The organism is Pedobacter sp. (genome assembly GCF_035566355.1).
Lineage (GTDB): Bacteria > Bacteroidota > Bacteroidia > Sphingobacteriales > Sphingobacteriaceae > Pedobacter.
Genome location: NZ_DATMRL010000337.1, coordinates 1 through 18,461, shown reverse-complemented (window position 1 = coordinate 18,461; position 18,461 = coordinate 1). Strand labels below are relative to the sequence as shown.

The following is an 18,461-nucleotide window of genomic DNA, read 5'->3' as shown; positions in this document are numbered from 1 at the left end:
CTAGACACAGCAAGCCAAATGTTGGTTAATGATCCAATTATTACCAATGGGACATTGGCTTCTGCTCCTCTGAATAACAGCGATATCTTTTACCGTTACCGTAATACACACATGAATTATTATGCTGTTAAAGCCTTGCAGGCAAGAGTAAATCTCTACGCAGGGAATAAGGATGTTGCACAGACCCTTGCCGTTCAGGTTATCAACGAGGCAGGAAAGTGGTTTCCATGGACAAATAACGGCTTAGCTATTACAGCAGCATTTACGGACAGAAAGTTTTCTCCGGAAGTGATATTTGGCGTTCAGAATCGAGATATCTATAACCAGTTTAATACCTTATTTAGGTATGATTTAACACAGACAAATATTCTTGCTCCTCAGCCAATCCGTTTGGGAAATGCTTTCGCGCAAAACGACTACAGGTATATTTCATGGTTTAGAGTGCCGCCAAATGGCAGCAGTAGCCTTACCTTTTTTAAATTTGAAGATGTAATTACAGATCCGAACGATTACAGACGCTTTTTTCAACCGCTCATTCGTCTTTCTGAAATGTATTATATCGCTGCTGAAACACAGACCGATCCTGTAAAAGCACTTCAGTATCTCAATACAGTTTTACATAATAGGGGATTAACGGATTTGCCAGCAACTGCAAACCTGCAGACTGAAATTCAGAAAGAATATGTGAGGGAATTCTATGGCGAGGGGCAATTGTTTTTCTACTATAAGAGACGGGCATTAACAACTATAGGAAATGGATCGTCAGGATCTGGTAACATTAACCTTGGGGCATCGCAATATGTAGTTCCGATTCCACAATCTGAGAGCGGCGGAGGAAATTGAAATTAGTGATTAAGAAATTAAATGATATCATTATGAAAAAGATACTACTTTATGTTTTGGTGAGCCTGTTCTTTTTATCATGTAAAAAGAAGGAAATTGCGCTTTATAGCGGACCAGCAAATATTTACTTTTCAACTTCCACAGATCCTATTCAGAACTGGGGATTAGATAGTCTCGCGGTTTCATTTACGCTTACTAAAAATCTACAGGATTCGCTGGTTAAGATTCCTGTACGTGCCACTGGCAATGTTGTAAATACAGACAGACCGTATACCGTAAGGATTGCTTCAAACTCTACTGCAAAAGAAGGCTTGAATTATGACTTCTTGCAAAAAGATTTTAAAATCCCCGCAGGTAAACTGACGGATTCTATCCGAATCTTATTGCACCGTTCTGCAGATTTAAAGGTGAATAGTGTTTCACTGTTCTTCCAATTGGAAGCCAATCAGAATTTTGTAACCAATATACAAAATAGTATATCGGCAACAGGAAAAACAATAAGCCCAACTAAGTTTAGGCTTTATTCCAGTGATATTTTACAAATGCCTTTAAGTTGGTATCCCTATTACCTGGGAGATTTCAGTGCGGAGAAATTTTATCTGATGTTACAGGTGTTGAATATAGACCCTGTGAAATTTAGCGGACCAGCTTTTTCCAATGTAACCGCAGCGGAAGTACAAAATTATGGAATTGCTATGCAACGCTATCTGAATAGTCAAAAAGCTGCTGGTAAAACTGTTTATGAGGCCAATGGAAATGAAATGGTCATGGGAACCGGGGCACAAAAATGAGAATTGAAAACAACTTAAACTAAAATACGATGTTAAAAAGGATATGTTTTTTAACTGTTTGCATCATTGTAATGTTGGTTTCCTGTAAAAAGGATAATCTAACAGGAGATATAAAACAGATTAATGAGGTTAAAATTGGGGGTATCAATCCGAGTTATACGGTGTCTTTAGGTCAACCGCTTGTAATCACCCCAGATCTTAAATTTACCCAGGACAATGGAGCAGATGCAAAACGTTATGTCTATGAGTGGTTTGCAGCTGAAGGTACAAAAATCAGCATTGCATCTACCCGAAACCTGAATACAAGTATTAACCTACCTCCCGGAGTCCACAATAGCGTATACTACAAGGTAACAGATACCCAAACAGGCGTTCAATGGAGCACCATGTTTAGTATTTCTATTGTAACCCCTATTTATCAGGGCTGGATGGTATTGAACGACATAGATGGTACAGCACGTTTGGATATGATTTCTTTAAAAGATAAGTCTTATACCGCAATATATGATGTCCTGGGACTTACTGGCTCTGCCTTAAAATTAAAAGGTGCACCAGTCAATATTTCCTGCTTTCCATACAATGTGAGTAATTACGGCATTTATGTTTCTTCGAAAGGAACAGGAACGACTAAGATTGATCCCGAAACATTTGCCTGGACCCCACAAATGTATATCTCTTATGAGACGTTAATTCCATCAATACCGGATAATTTTCTGGCTGATTTTGTACAGCCTAAGGGCAACCAATCTGCGGCTTACATGTACAAGGATGGAGCAGTCTATTATTACCGTAATGATTATGGGTACCGCTACAGTGTACCTATTAATGTTATGACAGGTTCAACTGCAGAGTTTAAGGCAGCACCATTTATTGCCAGTGTAATACAAGGAGACTTTGCAATTTATGGTCCAAGTATTCTATATGATGCTACGCACCGTAAGTTTGTTAATCATCAGAATCTTGCAGCATCTTGCTCCGAAATGCCTACCGGAACATTATTTAATTATACAACAGGAAAAGACATGGTGTATATGGCGAGTACAACCTACAATGGATCCTTTGCAAATGGAGATGTTTTTGCTATTCTTAAGGATCCTGGGGGTGCTAATTTTTATCTGGCAAGGATTAGCCTGGCAGCCTTTGGATTAAGTTTTCAGCAAAACTACTGGGATATAATGACAGCTGCAGAGATTGGTTCGGCAGAGCATTTCGCTGTGAGTCCAGATTTAGGTTACATCTTTTATAACGTTGGCGGAAAACTATATGAATATGATATGTTCTTAAAGAAAAGTATCCTGATGGTGGATAAGGGAGCTGAAAAGATTTCACTATTGCGTTTTCAAACTTTTGTGTATCCTAATACTGCTGTAACTGCAGCTTATAACAATAAATTGGTTGTGGGTAGCTATGATCCGTCAAAACCTTCCGGAACCAATGGGAAACTGGAAATTTTTAATGTTACACCTGTTAATGGGCCGCTTACACTGGCTGAAAGTTATTCTGGTTTTGGAAAAATTGTAGACATTTCTTATAGAGAACGCAGATAATCTGAAAATACATCACATAAATTGAATTATATGAAATCATTAAAATTATTGCTGGTATGTTTACTAGCTTCTACTATTGTGTTTGCACAAAAAGTAACTATAACCGGAACTGTGAAAGGGGATTTAAATGGCAAAGACAAAATTTACATTACCGATCTGAATGCTTATAAAGACACCGCTACAATACGAGATGGTAAATTCAAATTAGAAATTCCATTTAAAGGCGCTCAATTTCTGGTCATGAATGCACAGTTTGAACCCGGCTACAGACCGGTTTCTATTATATTTGACCAACCAGGTGATATCAACGTGTTTATGGATATAAAGACCAAACTGGTAACCTTTACCGGAATGGAAAGCCCAGTTTTATATAATGAATTTGCAAACAAGATTCACCAGATGATCTTGGGGATGGATCAGGCACTCGTAAAAAAATACGGCACAGCCTATCCACAAAAAGGTGATGTAAATTATAATAATTGTTTGTTAGACAGAGATCGACTATATAAAGACGGGATGCAATCCTTGCTAAAAGACCAGGCTTCGATCTATCCGGATGCCTATGCTACAGCATACATTCTTGCTAATGAAGGGCCAAGGTATCCGCTTCAACTGCAGGAAGAGCTTTATGCAAAAATGACTAAAAAAGCTAGGGAAACTGAGAAGGGAAAGGAGTTTTTTGCTATGATACAAGGGGCTAAAAATTCGGCACTGGGAAGTAAAGTTACAGATTTTACATTGGTTGATCTGGCCGGCAAGCCAGTATCCTTTTCTCAGTTTAAGGGGAAATATGTACTTATAGATTTTTGGGCGAGCTGGTGCCATCCTTGCCGTGCATCTTTTCCAAGAATGAGACAAGTATATGAGGCTTTTCATAAAAATGGGCTGGAGATGTTCAGTATCTCCGTTGACCAGAAGAAAGCCGATTGGTTACGTGCTGCGGAAGAAGAAAAGTTGCCATGGCCCCAGGGTTTGGATACAAAACAAATAGCAAAAGGCAGTTTTGCGGTTTCAGCTATCCCGAATTTGTTTTTAATTGGCCCTGATGGAAAGATCATTTTAAAAGAGCTTGGAGCAGACCCAAAAGGAGGTGGCGAAATCGAACGGAAACTAGAAGAAATTTATGGAAAAAAGGTTGGACCTGCAATAGACAAAAGTATGAAATGAGGAGAAAGGATACTAAATGGTTTTTAGTGATGGAATAGGTAAAGAAGTTACAGGATAAAGATGAAAAAAAGCATGGCGGAATTTACTGTCCATGCTTTTTTTATCTAATTAAAATTGAAGCAGGACAGAGCAGGTTGCCAAAATAAATAGTTTAGATTATCATTGTTTAACCAACCAAATATATCACTTTTCAACTGCTGTAAGCCAGTGAATTAGGCTTAGTAAATATGGCGTATCCGCACTGTATTATTCAACCATTAAAATCTATTAGAATCTTTATTAATAAAAGAGAAAGGGGGAAGTATATGAATTAATCCATTACTTATAATGTCTTTGATCGGTTCCCCTTATTTGGAGTAAGGGGAATAATCAAAGACAATATCAAAATGCAAATGATTTTTACACAGTACAGAAAACACGGGAGGAACCAGGGATTCTGAAACTGTAGACTATTCACATTTCAATTAAAGTAAAAGTATGAAAAAAATGCTCATACTCTTCGCTTTTCTAGTCCTGGGTGCTGCTGGATATGCAGCTGCAGAAGGTAAGAAAATGAAGAGTTTTAATGAAAAATACCAGCAAAGGGTCGTTATTGGTACTGTTTTCGACGAATCCGGGGGAGCTTTGCCAGGGGTAACAATTAAGATACAGGGAACGGAAAGAGGAGCAGTTACCAATTCTGAGGGAAAATATACCATCCAGATCAATAATACATCAGATGTACTCGTCTTTTCATTTATAGGTTACATTAGTCAAAAAATAGTAATTGGAGAGAAGAAAACACTCGATGTTAAACTCCTCCCAGATCCTAAAAATGCACTCGATGAAGTATCGGTCGTAGCCTTTGGCGTACAAAAAAAGGAAAGCGTTATTGGTTCTATTACAACCGTTAAACCCGGTGATCTGAAAATACCATCCAGTAACCTCACAGCCTCTTTAGCGGGAAGAGTAGCCGGGATGATTGCCTATCAGAGGAGTGGGGAGCCTGGTCGAGATAATGCGGACTTCTTTATAAGGGGGATCACTACATTTGGTAATAATACCAGACCCCTTATCTTGATCGATGGTATAGAACTTAGTACGACAGATCTTGCCAGGTTGCAGCCAGATGACATTGCAACATTCTCCATCATGAAGGATGCAACAGCTACTGCTTTATATGGAGCGAGGGGGGCAAATGGAGTTATCCTGGTTACCACAAAACAAGGTCAGGCAGGTAAGGCAAAGATTTCATTTCGGGCCGAAAATTCTGCATCTACCCCAACCAGTAATGTAGAATTTGCTGATCCGGTTACCTATATGAAATTGTCCAATGAAGCCGTAGCGACAAGAGATCCACTAATGCCTTTGCCATATTCGGAAGAAAAAATTGTAAATACAGCCGCAGGTAAAAATCCATTAGTCTACCCGGCCAATGACTGGAGAAAAATGCTTTTTAAAGATTATGCACTCAATCAACGCTATAATTTAAGTGCCAGCGGTGGTGGAACTGTAGCGAGATACTTCGTTTCAGGTGCGTTTAACAAAGATAATGGTATTTTAAAAGTTGATAATAAAAATAATTTCAACAACAACATTGATCTTAAAAGCTACACTTTAAGGTCGAATGTTAATATTGATCTGACTAAGTCTACCGAACTGATTGTAAGGTTAAGCGGCAACTTTGATGATTATAATGGTCCGTTAGAGGGCGGAGAGGAAATGTACAGAAGAGTTGTCCGTTCCAACCCTGTACTCTTTCCCGCTTATTATCCTGTCGATGCACAACATCAGTTTGTTAAGCACATTATGTTTGGAAACTATGGCAAGGATGCTGGTTATTTAAATCCTTATGCCGATCTGGTTCGGGGGTATAAATCTGAATCGAGATCTCAAATGCTTGCTGCAATTGAAATTAAACAAGGACTGGATGGTATTTTAAAAGGACTGTCCATTCGTTCAATGATCAATTTAACCAGAACATCATCCTTCAGCTACAGAAGAGGTTACGATCCTTTTTATTATCAACTCGCAGGCTACGACAGCCAAACGGATCAGTACCAGATTTCGCAAATTAATGATAATGGAAAAGAATATCTGGGGTTTGAACAAGGGCAAAATAATCTGATGGCCACATTTGACACACAGTCTATGCTAAATTATAACAGAACCTTTGGTAAAAAGAATGCGGTGAGTGGATTATTGGTTTATCTTACCCGCGGAAGTTTAAGCGCTAACGCCGGTGACTTGCAGAAATCTCTGCCATTTAGAAATATGGGCATATCGGGCAGGGCTACTTATTCTTATGACAGAAAATATTTTGCCGAATTCAATTTTGGTTATAACGGATCGGAAAGATTTGCAGAGGCTCATAGGTTTGGCTTTTTCCCTTCTGCTGGTGTAGCCTGGAGTGTGTCTAATGAGAAGTTTTTTGAGCCATTAAAGAAGGTAGTGTCTAACCTGCGTTTCCGTTATACTTATGGTTTAGTAGGAAATGACCAGATTGGAGATGTGAGTGACCGTTTTTTTTATCTTTCTAATGTAGATATGAACAATGGTACACGCGGGGCAAGATTTGGAAAAGAACTAAATGAATATAAAAATGGTGTACTAATTAACCGATATGCAAATGAAGATATCAGTTGGGAAGTTGCCAAAAAGCAAAATATGGCCATGGAAATCAGCTTGTTCGGAAAGGCCAATATTATTGCAGAATATTATACAGAGAAACGCGATAAAATCTTAATGAGCCGTGCTGCCATCCCTTCAACTATGGGACTATCCGCGGATACCAAAGCTAATTTGGGTAAAGCAAGTGGGCAAGGCATAGACCTGTCAATAGATATGCAACATGCCTGGAATAAAGATCTCTGGCTTTCAGTAAGAGGAAACTTCACTTATGCCAAGAGCAAGTATGTTGCTTTTGAAGAACCACAGTATGCTGAATCATACAGATCCAGAATTGGTCAATCTATTAATCAGGAATATGGTTATATCGCTGAGAGGCTTTTTATAGATGATCAGGATGCCCGTAACTCTCCAAAACAGGAATTTGTGGGCGATTATGGCGGAGGTGATATAAAGTATCTTGATGTTAATGGTGATGGTAAAATTAATGAGGCAGATAAAGTTCCGATTGGAAACCCTACAGTTCCTGAGGTCATTTATGGATTTGGTTTCTCACTGAGTTATAAACGATTTGATATTTCGGCATTTGTTCAGGGCTCATCTAATCAATCTTTCTGGATCGATCAGGGTGCAACTTCACCATTCAACAATCAAACTCAATTGTTAAAGGCATATGCAGACAGTCATTGGTCTGAAGAAAACAGGAACATTTATGCCATTTGGCCAAGACTTAGTCCAACATTAAATGCCAACAACAATAATCAGAGTACCTGGTTCATGCGTGACGCATCTTTCTTACGGCTTAAACAGGTTGAACTCGGCTATACATTTTCAAAAAGACTGGTTGAAAGGATTAAAGCATCCAGTTTTAGGGTATATGTAAGTGGTTCTAATTTGCTTTTGTTCAGCAAGTTTAAAATGTGGGATGCGGAAATGGCTGGAAATGGCCTTGGCTACCCCATACAAAAAGTATTTAACGTAGGTCTGAACCTAACTTTTAATTAATCACTTAAACTTTCAATTATGCAACCTATAAAAAAAGGAAGTTTGATCCTGAAAATGGTACTCCTCGTGTCGTTGACCATTGCAAGTTCATGCAAAAAATACCTGGATATTATTCCGGACAACATACCAACTCTGGATAATGCATTTACTATGCGTTCGGAAGCAGAAAAATATTTATATACCTGTTATTCTTATATGCCAAAGGATGGTAATCTGGGCTCTGACCCTGCTATACTGGGCGGAGATGAGATGTGGGCTATCTATAATCCACCAAGACCAGAATTTAACCATTACATTTTTAACCTTGCAAGAGGAACCCAGGCCACCATTGATCCCATCGCGGGGTATTATTGGGGCGACCTTTACCGGGGTATCAGGGATTGTAATATCTTCCTTGAAAATGTTGGGAAAGTCCCTGATCTTACCGCTCAGGAAAGAGCACAGTGGATAGCTGAAGTAAAATTTCTAAAGGCATATTATCATTTCTACCTGGTGAGAATGTATGGGCCAGTTCCAATTATAAAAGAGAATTTGCCTATAGATGTCTCTATAGATAAAGTCAAAGTTTCCAGAGACCCTGTTGATGATTGTTTTGCTTATATAGTCCAGCTACTTAACGAGGCGAAAGATGATTTGCCATTAATCGTTGGTGATCCAACTAAAATGTTGGGCCGTATCACCAAACCGATAGCTTATGCATTGAAAGCTAAGGTTCTGGTGACTGCAGCTAGTCCACTATTTAATGGAAACTCAGATATGGGGTCCTTAAAAAACAAAGATGGAAAATCATTGTTCAGTTCCGCTGTATCTACAGTAAAATGGGATTCAGCTGCCGTAGCCTGTAAAAAAGCAATTGATATTTGCCATCAGGCGGGAAATAAACTTTATGTGTTTAATCCAGCTGTCTCCCCATATAAACTCACGGATTCTACAAAAACTACCATGAGTATAAGAAATGCATTTGCAGAAAAATGGAACAGTGAGGTTATATGGGCAAACTCTCAAAGCATTTCTAATCTGACCCAAAAAGTTGCAGCAGTGAATGTAGACTTCAGGTACATTGATAATCCAAGGATCATGTCTGAATTAGCTCCCCCAATTAAGATAGCAGAGATGTTCTATTCAGATAAAGGGGTGCCTATTACTGAAGATAAAACCTGGAATAAGGACAAACTTACGTTACGTACAGCCACTGTTGCAGAGCAGAGATATATTAGAAAAGATTATACCACCTCAGCAATTAATTTTGATAGAGAACCCCGGTTTTATGCGAATCTCGGATTTGATGGGGGTGTTTGGTATGGCCAAGGCTCATATGACGACACTAATCCTTCTAGCCTTTACTATGTTTCATCCAGAAAAGGACAGCCAGATGGTAAGACTCAACCCGATTATGGCTCGCCCACAGGGTACTTTGTGAAAAAATATGTCCATTACCAAAACGTGCAAGGAGCCGGAGTTTCCGACTATACTGTTAATGAATATCCATGGCCCCTTATAAGATTGGCCCAACTATATCTGATGTATGCAGAATCCTTAAATGAAATAGCAGGGCCAACGGCCGAAGTCCATCAGTACATTAATTTGGTACGAGAGCGGGCAGGTTTAAAATCGGTACAGGTATCCTGGGATAATTATTCCAATAACCCAACAAAATATAGCACATTAACAGGGATGAGGGAAATCATACATCAGGAAGAACTTATTGAAATGGCTTTTGAAGGATCACGGTTTTGGGACCTGAGAAGATGGAAAGAAGCTATACCGCAATTTCGAAAGCCAGTTCAAGGCTGGGATATTGAACAAGCCAATCCAGATTTTTACTATAGAAGAAAAGTACTGTTTGACCAAAGTTTTGGACTTAAAGATTATTTCTGGCCAATAAAAGATGGTGACATATTGGTTAATCGGAATCTTGTTCAAAACATTGGCTGGTAAACCATAAAAAGAGAAAATAAGATGAAAAAAGTAATATATATCACTGGAATAGCAATTTTGATTCTCTTACAGCAATGTAAAAGAGATGACAGATTAGATCATATTGACCCTAATGCACCCGCGCCCGCACAGGTTAGTAGTGTTAAATCACAAAGTACAGCTGGCGGAGCTATACTGACTTATAAAATCCCTTCTGATCCCAACCTGTCGTATGTAAAAGCTGTTTATGAAATACAGCCAGGTGTTTTTCGAGAGGGGAAGTCCTCCTTTTATACAGATACACTCAAATTGGAGGGATTTGGAGACACGAGAGAATACAATGTTAAATTATATAGTGTTGGTAAAAATGAAAAGGCATCTGAACCCTTAGATGTTAAAATAACGCCTTTAACCCCACCTGTTCTCGTCGCTTTTGACGATTTAAGTATAGAGGCTGGGTTTGGTGGAGTGAAAATTCGGTTTAAGAACAAACTGGAAGCAAATATGGCCATCGTTCTGGAGGCCGATACTGTAGGCAATGGAGTTTTATTACCAATCCAGACATTTTATACCAAAACACCTGCGGGTATTTTTTCTGCCAGAGGACTCAGTTCTACTGAAAAGAAATTTTCGGTATACCTAAGAGATAGGTGGAATAACAAATCGCCTGCATTAGTAAAATCCTTAGTTCCATTATTTGAACAGAAGGTGCCAAAACCTTTTACAGCAGTAAAACTTCCCACTGATGAGTATGAACCTGTAGAAGGGCAATATCCAATGGAAAGAATGTGGGATGGACTTGTAGATCAGGGAATTTTTGCCTCTAGACATGGTACCGTACTACCACAATGGTTTACAGTTGATTTAGGTAGAAAAGTGATTTTTAGCCGCATGAAAATGCATCAAAGAGCACCGGATTATACATACACTGGCTCCAACGTAAAGGCTTTTGAAATATACGGTTCAAATAACCCTAATTCTGATGGTTCGTTTGGAAATTGGAAACTTCTTGGCAGCTTTAAATCTTATAAACCTTCAGGACTTCCTATGGGTAAAGTGACAGCTGAAGATATCAACTACGGATTTACACAAGGGGAAGATTTTGAGTTTGAGGATATGACCGAAGCGTATAGATTCATCCGTTTTAAAACCCTTGAAACCTACGGTGGTGGGGGGCAGATCACAATTTCAGAACTCAGTTTCTGGGGCAAATTATAATAGGTTCATTAATATTAAATCAAATGAAAACTAAAATATATTATTTATTACTTGTTATTATATGCTTTTCGAGTATAAATGCATGTAAGAAAATGGATAGTACTTATAAACAATTTATTGTTAATGGCGGTAAGTATTATCCAGGAAAGGCGAATAATCCAAAATTCCAGTCTGGAAATCAAAGAGGAAGAATTGTCTGGCCCAATGGCGTAGATCCTAATGCTATTAAGGCAAGAATTTTTTGGAATAATTATAAAGATTCTGTCGAAGTACCCACACCAAAAGATAAGGACAGTATAAGTTACCTTTTTACTAATTTGCCAGAAAATTTTTATTCTTTCGTCATAAAAACTTATGACAATAAAGGAAACGTCTCTGTACCTGTGGAGGTTCCCGGTGCAGTGTATGGTGAAACCTATCAAAGCAGATTATTAGACCGCCCTTTAAAAGAATCTCTATTAAATGTAGCCAATGAATTATCCGTTACCTGGGAAACTGCAGACATAGCAGGTGGAGCTGTTGCCACAGAAATTGAATACACCAATACCCAGGGAGCGCTGAAAGTAAAGCGTTTTCCAACCACATCACCTAATACCGATCTTCAGGATTATAAAGTAGGCACCCCATTCAGATATAGAACAGTTTACAGACCCGATTCTACTGCGATAGATTTGTTTTATACGCCTTATAAAACAAATGAAACTTTTTTCCTGGATAAAAAAGAATGGAAGATCATCGATTTTTCTACCCAGCATCCGGGCGATGAAAACAAGGTGATCAATTTTATAGATGGAGATCCAGCAACAAGATGGCATACAGATGCGTGGAATTCACATTATCCGCATTTTTGCAACATAGATATGGGAGCGCAAAGAATAATCAATAAAATAGGGCTATGGAGAATGAAAGATGACGACAGGGCGCCAGATAGGGTTCAGTTTTTAACTAGCGCAGACAATGTGAATTGGGTAGACCAAGGTGTATTTAATTTTAACAGGCAGATTAATGACGAACAGGTATTTAATATGCCAGTACTTAAAAATGCCAGATATTTTAAAGTTGTAGGCATTTCCGGACCGCAGTCTTATATGGTTATGGGCGAAGTTAGGGTATACACAAAATAAGAAATGTTTGTAAACACAAGATGCCGGATTGAACATTAATTCGGCATCTTGTGTTATCTCAGATGACAAATATCAATCCATTTTTGTGATAAATGTCAAGCAGTAAATTTAGGTCCTTTTCTACTTTAGTAATACAAAATACAGTCAATAACTAAAGAAAAAATGGCAAAGATTTTAAATATATTATCAAGTCCAAGAGGAGAAGCTTCTAATAGCATCAAATTGGCAAATGCTATTATCGATAAGCTGAAAGAAAAAGACCCTGGAGCAGTGGTTGAAGTTAAAGATCTTCTCTCATCTCCATTTCCACACCTGGAAGAGGCGCACCTAAATGCTTTTTTTACCCCATTGGAAAAGCATAACGATGAAAATAGAAAAGCAATAATCCATTCAAATCAGGCTATTAAAGAAATATTCGACGCGGATATTATAGTCATTGGGGCACCTATGTATAATTTTGGTGTTTCGTCTGTGTTAAAATCTTGATTCGATCATATCGCCCGGGCAGGTATTACCTTTAAGTATACTGAAAATGGTCCCGAAGGATTAGTAAAAGGAAAAAAAGCATATGTCGCTGTGACGACGGGCGGTATTTATAGTTCTGGTGATTATCTTCCATTTGACTTTGTAACTCCATATGTGAAAACAATGCTTGGATTTATTGGCATTTCAGATGTAACTATTGTCAGGGCAGAGGGATTTGCCTTGCCAGAATTGAGAGATAGTGCCCTTGAAAAGGGAATAGATAGTATTGTTGTGTAATTATGAATACTTTAAACAGAGGAAACGAAATTTGGTTTCCTCTTGTGAGAATTTTTCATAATATTTAAGCATGAAATTGCTTATTGTCCAAGTTCAGAAAAGACTTTTAACAGGTTCTTTAAAAGGCATGCAGCAATAATTTTAGCCAATACTCAATCGATTAAAAGATATTTCATTCATTACAGTGAGGAAATGTTTTTAAGTAGCAACTTTAGCAAATCTGGTTGGAGAGGGGGTAAATAAAAAGACCAAAATATAAATCTATGCTACGTTTTTCTGCATTTCGTGAAATGTTAAAGACTTGTATCCCATTGGTAGGATTACTGTTTATAAGTCACCTTTCCGGAGCACAAAACTCAAAATCAGAGCTATTACAAGATCTAAAAAAGACTACCATTGCTTCCAACAGACTTAGAATACTTTTAGAACTTAGTAAAAAATATTATGATTCTGAGTGGAATTATGCAAATAAGAAGAAAGTAGACAGTGCGTTGATCTATTTAACAATGGCTCTAAAACTAAGCCATTCCCTCCGGATGTTGACATTTGAGCATCAAAGCTTGACCATGTTGGGTGAATATTATTTTAGATGTGACAATATCCCCATTGCGTCTAAATATTTTATGACCGCGATTAACCATTCAAAATCGATCAACAACAAACAAATGGAGGCAGAGGAATGGTACAATTTTGCGGAGAGGACACCTTTTTTGGATACTTTATATACTGAAAAAGAAAACAGATATAAAAAAAGTTTATCCTTATATAAGGAGCTTGGAAATATAAGCATGCAAATAACAGTTTCTCAGTGCATAACCAGAGATGAAGTAGAAAGAGGTGATCTTGATATTGCAGAAATACATCTCAGAGAACTTTTGGAATTGCAAAAGTCAATTGGAGATAAGACACTTTTTACTACATATGATCAGCTTGCCATAGTACAGGGGAGAAAAGGTAATTATCAAAACGCTATTAGCCTAGACCTGGAAGCTCTTAAATCTGTTCAGAATTCAAAAGATATGTTTTCTGAAAGCAGGATAAATGCCAGATTAGGGAGGTGGAATTCGGAGCTTGGACAATTAACCCAAAGTCTAAGCTATAATAGTCTGGCTTTGCAAATTATGGAAAAGATACTCAATCCAAATATACATCAGCAGTTTTATTGTTATTCACTTCTTACCCAAATTGTTCGTGATTATTTGCGGCAAAATAAACCGTCTGTAGCGTTGGACTTTTTATTGAAAACAAATAGAAAATTATTTCCTAATACAGCTTTTGCTAAACAATATTTCTCAGTTGCTTTAGGAGATTGTTATGCGGGGAAGAGGCAGTATAAAATGGCAGAAACCTCTTATAAAAAGGCAATAGGATATGCTTTGCACAATGGAAGAAGGAATGATTTGGAAGACATTTACATTCTTCTGTCTGAATTGTATATTTCCTGGAAAAAGTATGATTTGGCGAGAAAATACATCGATAGATTCTTTAATAAGGAAACTATAAAAGATGTGATTAAAATTAAGAAGGCACATCTCCTTCTCTTTAAAGTTGATTCAGCTGCCGGAAATTTTCTTTTAGCAATTAAACACTATCAAATTAACAGAAGCATTAGTGATTCTCTTTTTTCGGAAAAGAAAAGCAAACAGATCGAAGAATTGCAGGTACAATATCAAACTGCAAAGAAAGAGCAAGATATTCTTTTGCTGGAAAAGCAAGCTAGGATTAGGCAGAATGAACTGCGTAAAGCAAATCTTATTAAAAGGCAGGTTCTTGGTGGGGCAATAATTATTTTGTTATTAACTATAATTCTATTTTATGCATACACTTTAAAGAAACGGAGCAACATAAAGCTCAAAAAACAGCAGGACCTTATAAATCAAAAAAATTATAAATTAACACAGTTGGTAGTTGAAAAAGAAGGGTTATTATTGGAAAAGGGAAATTTGCTTAAAGAGAAAGAATGGCTATTGAAAGAAATACATCATAGAGTCAAGAATAATCTTTCGGTGGTTATCGGACTGCTTTACTCACAGTCTGTTCACTTAACAGACCTTAATGCAATAAAAGCGATAAAAGAAAGTCAACAGCGGATATACTCAATCAATCTAATTCACGAAAAACTTTGCCAGGCAGAACAAATGGATATTCTTGAGATAAGCGGCTATATCAACGATTTGATTTGTTATATGGGGGATTCAATGAATGCTACGCGCCGGAACATTTTGATATCGACTAATATAGAGCAACTGAATATGAAGGTGGGGCAGGCAATCCCATTGGGGCTAATCATCAATGAAGCTGTTACTAATGCAATTAAATATGCGTTTCCAACATACAATAAGGGTAAAGTCCAAGTGACTTTAAACTGTTTTAATGATTTTTATCATTTGTCCATTCAGGATAATGGTATAGGATTTGACTCAGATTATGATCCTTATTTTAGTAATACAATGGGGATGGGCTTGATGCAGGGGCTGACTGAACAATTGGGAGGGCAGTTTAAGGTAGAGAATAACAACGGTGTAATTATTAGGATCGTGTTTCCAACGCAGATCGTTTCTGAGTAAATTTTCTGATCACGATGTGACCTAAAACAAACAGGAGAATCCCGGATATGATTAAAGAGTAAAGAAGGAAGATTGATTTGTAACCCAGAAGCTGATCCTGTAGCTGAATGCGTCTGTTTACAATACTTGATACTAAGGTTCCAGCCATTTCAGGCGTATAACCTTTGTCGATTAAATTGTGTATCTGGTCTTTTAGAAAGGTCGAATAGATACTGTTTTCTGGTGTTAAATAAGATAAAATGTTATTCCGGTAATGTAGATTAAGGTTTAATTGTAACTCATATAGTCCAATTATAGATATCAATGAAGCCAAAAATCTTGCATATGCACCTAAAACTATGCCTGTGACCAGGGTGGTCTGGGGGATAGCCGAAAAACTGAAAAGTACGATTGGTACAAACAACATACCCGATGAGGCGCCTTGTAAAATCACAGGGATGATCAGTTTTGTAAAATTGAGGTCGACTGTTAAAATGAAATATATAATCAGATGATACAGTAGCATCAATGAAAATCCAGACAACAAGAAGTATTTTAGTGAAATTCCCCTTTTCAATAATAGCTCTGCAGAGACCCACATAGAAATCGCTATACCGAAGACGTTAAAAAGTCCGAGAAATATAACTTGTCTGGGAGGCCACATTAATACAGTTCCTGCATAAGCGTAGATTAAATTGATGCTGTCTTTTAGGCAGTAATACAGACCCAAAAGCATCAATCCGGTAAGGAATTTTTTATTTTTTAATACTGTAACATCAATTAAAGGAACGCTAATTTTTTTTTGGCGTAAATAGAACAATAGTGACATTATCATCGTAAAACCAGTTGCTGATATAATATACTTGTCTTCAAACCATTCATGCTTTGGACCATATATACATACAAATGCAAATGCAGCTGTGGCAGATGATAAAAGATACCAGCCCAATTTATCTACTTTTCCTAGTGGGGGCGGATTATGGCCGGATCTGCGACGGATAATCATTAACACAATGCCAATACAAATCATCATAGACAAAATCAGGTAATAATAGATGTGTTTCCAGTCTAACGAAGTATTGATTCCTGAAGCAACCAGCCCCACCAAAACCCCGTTTCCAAGTACAGTTCCATAGAGGACAGACAACCCAATAATTTGTGTTTTTTCCTTTTCAAGCCTTGCGAAAATAAGGATAAGTACTCCTCCGGAAACCATACTCAAGGATAGTCCATTCATGAAACGAAGTAGACAAAATAAGACCAGATCATCGGCATGCATGCTTAAGAAACTTAGAACGACGCAGAGAACGATACCCGTTAACAGGTAACTTCTCATTTCAAAATACTGCATCAGTCGAAAATTGATAGAGATAAAAGGAATAATTGCGACATAGGTTATCTGGAATGCAAAAGTGATGTCTTCCGTTTGGACCCCTGAATGTGCAATGACGAAATTTTGGGTAAGTGCAAAGGATCCGAATTGAGCAAGTGCACACAGCAGCACAATAAATAAGGCAATCCTGATTGCCCATTCTGATCCTCTGATCCAGCGTTTAAAATAATTTGGCTGCTCCATTAGCTTTGTGTTTTTCGAACCATAACTTTGACGTTCATTCCTGCCTTAAATAAGGAAACGTTGGGGTTTTTAAATGATACCTTTACTGGTATTCTTTGGACTATTTTTACAAAATTACCTGTAGAATTATCAACTGGTAACAATGAGAACTTTGAACCCGTAGATGCAGCTATTGCCTCTATCTTTCCTTCATAAATCTGATCGTCAATAGCATCAATTACGATTTCTACTTTCTGTCCTAAGTGCATTCCGTTAACCTGGGTTTCCTTAAAATTTGCAGTAACCCAAACCTCTTTTTGTTGCACTATCGAGGCAAGAGTTTGTCCGGCCTGTACTTGCTGGCCCTCCATAATAGATCTTCTGCCCATAGTTCCGTTGCCTGGCGCGGTCACTATCGTATACATCAAATTGATCCTGGCAAATTCCAGTTCAGCCTTTTTATATTTTAAATTGGCGAGCAATATAGCCCTTCGTGATTCCATCTCCCTAATTCTGGATATGCTGGCTTTTAGATTATTCTTTGTTGCCTGATAATCACTTGAAGCGACTTCAAACTTGGATTTCACCTGCTCAAATTCTTGTCCTGTAGCGGCCTCTTCTTTAAGCAGATTTTCATAACGTTTAATATTTTGTTGTTGTTCCCATAGCCGCGACTTTGCTCCGATGATTTGATCCTGATTTACCAGGGTTGCTGTACGTGCCGCTGCAATGCTAGCCTGTAATACTATCAATTGCGCATTAGCATCTTCTACAGCAGCTTCTGCCTCACTGAGTTTGGTATTCGGCTCCTGGTTATCTAAAATGATCAACGTATCTCCTTTTTTTACATGCTGATGCTCCGTAAACCGAACTTCTTTAATAAATCCCCCGGTTCTTGCAGATATTGGGTTTATAAAGGCTTCTATCTGAGCATCACTGGTCTCCTCATAATTCTTTAAATGAATAAAATATATGATCAAATAGAAGACGCCTATAATAAGAGTTAGTATTGCAACTCCATAGATAAAAAGGTTCATTGGGTGCATTTTTGGTTTTTGTGGTGCCATGTTGCTTAAATTTTTCCAGTTGAATACAGGATATTGTAATATATTATGGTTGCTTCAATTTGCGCATGAACAAGATTAAATCTTGCTTCCTGATAGAGATTGTCTGCATCGAGTAAATCTGTCAGCAGTGCTAATTGATTCTGATATTTTGTGCTAACAATCTTATAATTTGCCCTGGCTTGTTCAATTGATTTGTCAATAACATCAATCTTATGAAGAGAATGACCATATCTGATTACTAAAGACTGGATGTATTCTCTGGTATTATCCGATACAGATTTCATGCGTAATTGCGATTCAGACATCCTAAGT

The 18,461-nt window shown here is 37.7% G+C and carries 12 protein-coding genes and 1 pseudogene; 10 read left to right on the top strand and 3 right to left on the bottom strand.

Annotated elements, in window-relative coordinates:
• The 10 genes and pseudogenes from VNZ46_RS13025 to VNZ46_RS12980 all read left to right on the top strand — a co-directional run.
• A partial coding sequence (locus VNZ46_RS13025; protein WP_325560540.1) for a RagB/SusD family nutrient uptake outer membrane protein occupies positions 1 to 843 on the top strand: 843 nt, incomplete at its 5' end.
• Between the two features lie 32 nt (positions 844 to 875).
• Entirely contained in the window at positions 876 to 1,634 is a 759-nt protein-coding gene (locus VNZ46_RS13020) for a DUF4843 domain-containing protein (protein ID WP_325560539.1), read from the top strand.
• 29 nt (positions 1,635 to 1,663) lie between these two features.
• Positions 1,664 to 3,181 carry a PKD-like family lipoprotein gene (locus VNZ46_RS13015; protein WP_325560538.1) on the top strand — a complete coding sequence of 506 codons (1,518 nt, stop codon included), beginning with the start codon at positions 1,664 to 1,666 and terminating at the stop codon, positions 3,179 to 3,181.
• Positions 3,182 to 3,211: 30 nt separating this feature from the next.
• Positions 3,212 to 4,348 carry a TlpA disulfide reductase family protein gene (locus VNZ46_RS13010; RefSeq protein ID WP_325560537.1) on the top strand — a complete coding sequence of 379 codons (1,137 nt, stop codon included), beginning with the start codon at positions 3,212 to 3,214 and terminating at the stop codon, positions 4,346 to 4,348.
• 477 nt (positions 4,349 to 4,825) lie between these two features.
• Positions 4,826 to 7,960: a TonB-dependent receptor gene (locus VNZ46_RS13005; protein WP_325560536.1), complete on the top strand. Its 3,135-nt coding sequence runs from the start codon at positions 4,826 to 4,828 to the stop codon at positions 7,958 to 7,960.
• 18 nt (positions 7,961 to 7,978) lie between these two features.
• Positions 7,979 to 9,898 (top strand): RagB/SusD family nutrient uptake outer membrane protein, encoded by a 1,920-nt coding sequence (locus VNZ46_RS13000; protein WP_325560535.1) that lies wholly within the window; start codon positions 7,979 to 7,981, stop codon positions 9,896 to 9,898.
• Between the two features lie 21 nt (positions 9,899 to 9,919).
• Positions 9,920 to 11,095: a DUF5000 domain-containing lipoprotein gene (locus tag VNZ46_RS12995; RefSeq protein WP_325560534.1), complete on the top strand. Its 1,176-nt coding sequence runs from the start codon at positions 9,920 to 9,922 to the stop codon at positions 11,093 to 11,095.
• Between the two features lie 23 nt (positions 11,096 to 11,118).
• Complete coding sequence (locus VNZ46_RS12990) at positions 11,119 to 12,219, top strand: DUF4998 domain-containing protein (RefSeq protein WP_325560533.1); 1,101 nt, start codon at positions 11,119 to 11,121, stop codon at positions 12,217 to 12,219.
• A gap of 162 nt (positions 12,220 to 12,381) precedes the next feature.
• Positions 12,382 to 12,981 (top strand): annotated as a pseudogene (locus VNZ46_RS12985) (FMN-dependent NADH-azoreductase).
• Positions 12,982 to 13,244: 263 nt separating this feature from the next.
• Complete coding sequence (locus tag VNZ46_RS12980) at positions 13,245 to 15,548, top strand: tetratricopeptide repeat-containing sensor histidine kinase (RefSeq protein WP_325560532.1); 2,304 nt, start codon at positions 13,245 to 13,247, stop codon at positions 15,546 to 15,548.
• Here VNZ46_RS12980 and VNZ46_RS12975 read toward each other — a convergent pair.
• From VNZ46_RS12975 to VNZ46_RS12965, 3 genes are all read right to left on the bottom strand, one after another.
• Entirely contained in the window at positions 15,511 to 17,103 is a 1,593-nt protein-coding gene (locus tag VNZ46_RS12975; RefSeq protein ID WP_325560531.1) for an MFS transporter, read from the bottom strand. The two genes, VNZ46_RS12980 and VNZ46_RS12975, sit on opposite strands and share 38 nt — an antisense overlap.
• Positions 17,103 to 18,119: an HlyD family secretion protein gene (locus tag VNZ46_RS12970; RefSeq protein ID WP_325560530.1), complete on the bottom strand. Its 1,017-nt coding sequence runs from the start codon at positions 18,117 to 18,119 to the stop codon at positions 17,103 to 17,105. The genes VNZ46_RS12975 and VNZ46_RS12970 overlap by 1 nt, the downstream gene beginning before the upstream one ends.
• A gap of 35 nt (positions 18,120 to 18,154) precedes the next feature.
• Positions 18,155 to 18,461, bottom strand: a 307-nt coding sequence (locus VNZ46_RS12965) for a TolC family protein (RefSeq protein WP_325560529.1), incomplete at its 5' end; no start/stop codon positions are given.

Coding starts and splice junctions, on each gene's coding strand:
- VNZ46_RS13020 (WP_325560539.1), top strand. CDS start 876: ATGAAAAAGATACTACTTTATGTTTTGGTGAGCCTGTTCTTTTTATCA.
- VNZ46_RS13015 (WP_325560538.1), top strand. CDS start 1,664: ATGTTAAAAAGGATATGTTTTTTAACTGTTTGCATCATTGTAATGTTG.
- VNZ46_RS13010 (WP_325560537.1), top strand. CDS start 3,212: ATGAAATCATTAAAATTATTGCTGGTATGTTTACTAGCTTCTACTATT.
- VNZ46_RS13005 (WP_325560536.1), top strand. CDS start 4,826: ATGAAAAAAATGCTCATACTCTTCGCTTTTCTAGTCCTGGGTGCTGCT.
- VNZ46_RS13000 (WP_325560535.1), top strand. CDS start 7,979: ATGCAACCTATAAAAAAAGGAAGTTTGATCCTGAAAATGGTACTCCTC.
- VNZ46_RS12995 (WP_325560534.1), top strand. CDS start 9,920: ATGAAAAAAGTAATATATATCACTGGAATAGCAATTTTGATTCTCTTA.
- VNZ46_RS12990 (WP_325560533.1), top strand. CDS start 11,119: ATGAAAACTAAAATATATTATTTATTACTTGTTATTATATGCTTTTCG.
- VNZ46_RS12980 (WP_325560532.1), top strand. CDS start 13,245: ATGCTACGTTTTTCTGCATTTCGTGAAATGTTAAAGACTTGTATCCCA.
- VNZ46_RS12975 (WP_325560531.1), bottom strand. CDS start 17,103: ATGGAGCAGCCAAATTATTTTAAACGCTGGATCAGAGGATCAGAATGG.
- VNZ46_RS12970 (WP_325560530.1), bottom strand. CDS start 18,119: ATGAACCTTTTTATCTATGGAGTTGCAATACTAACTCTTATTATAGGC.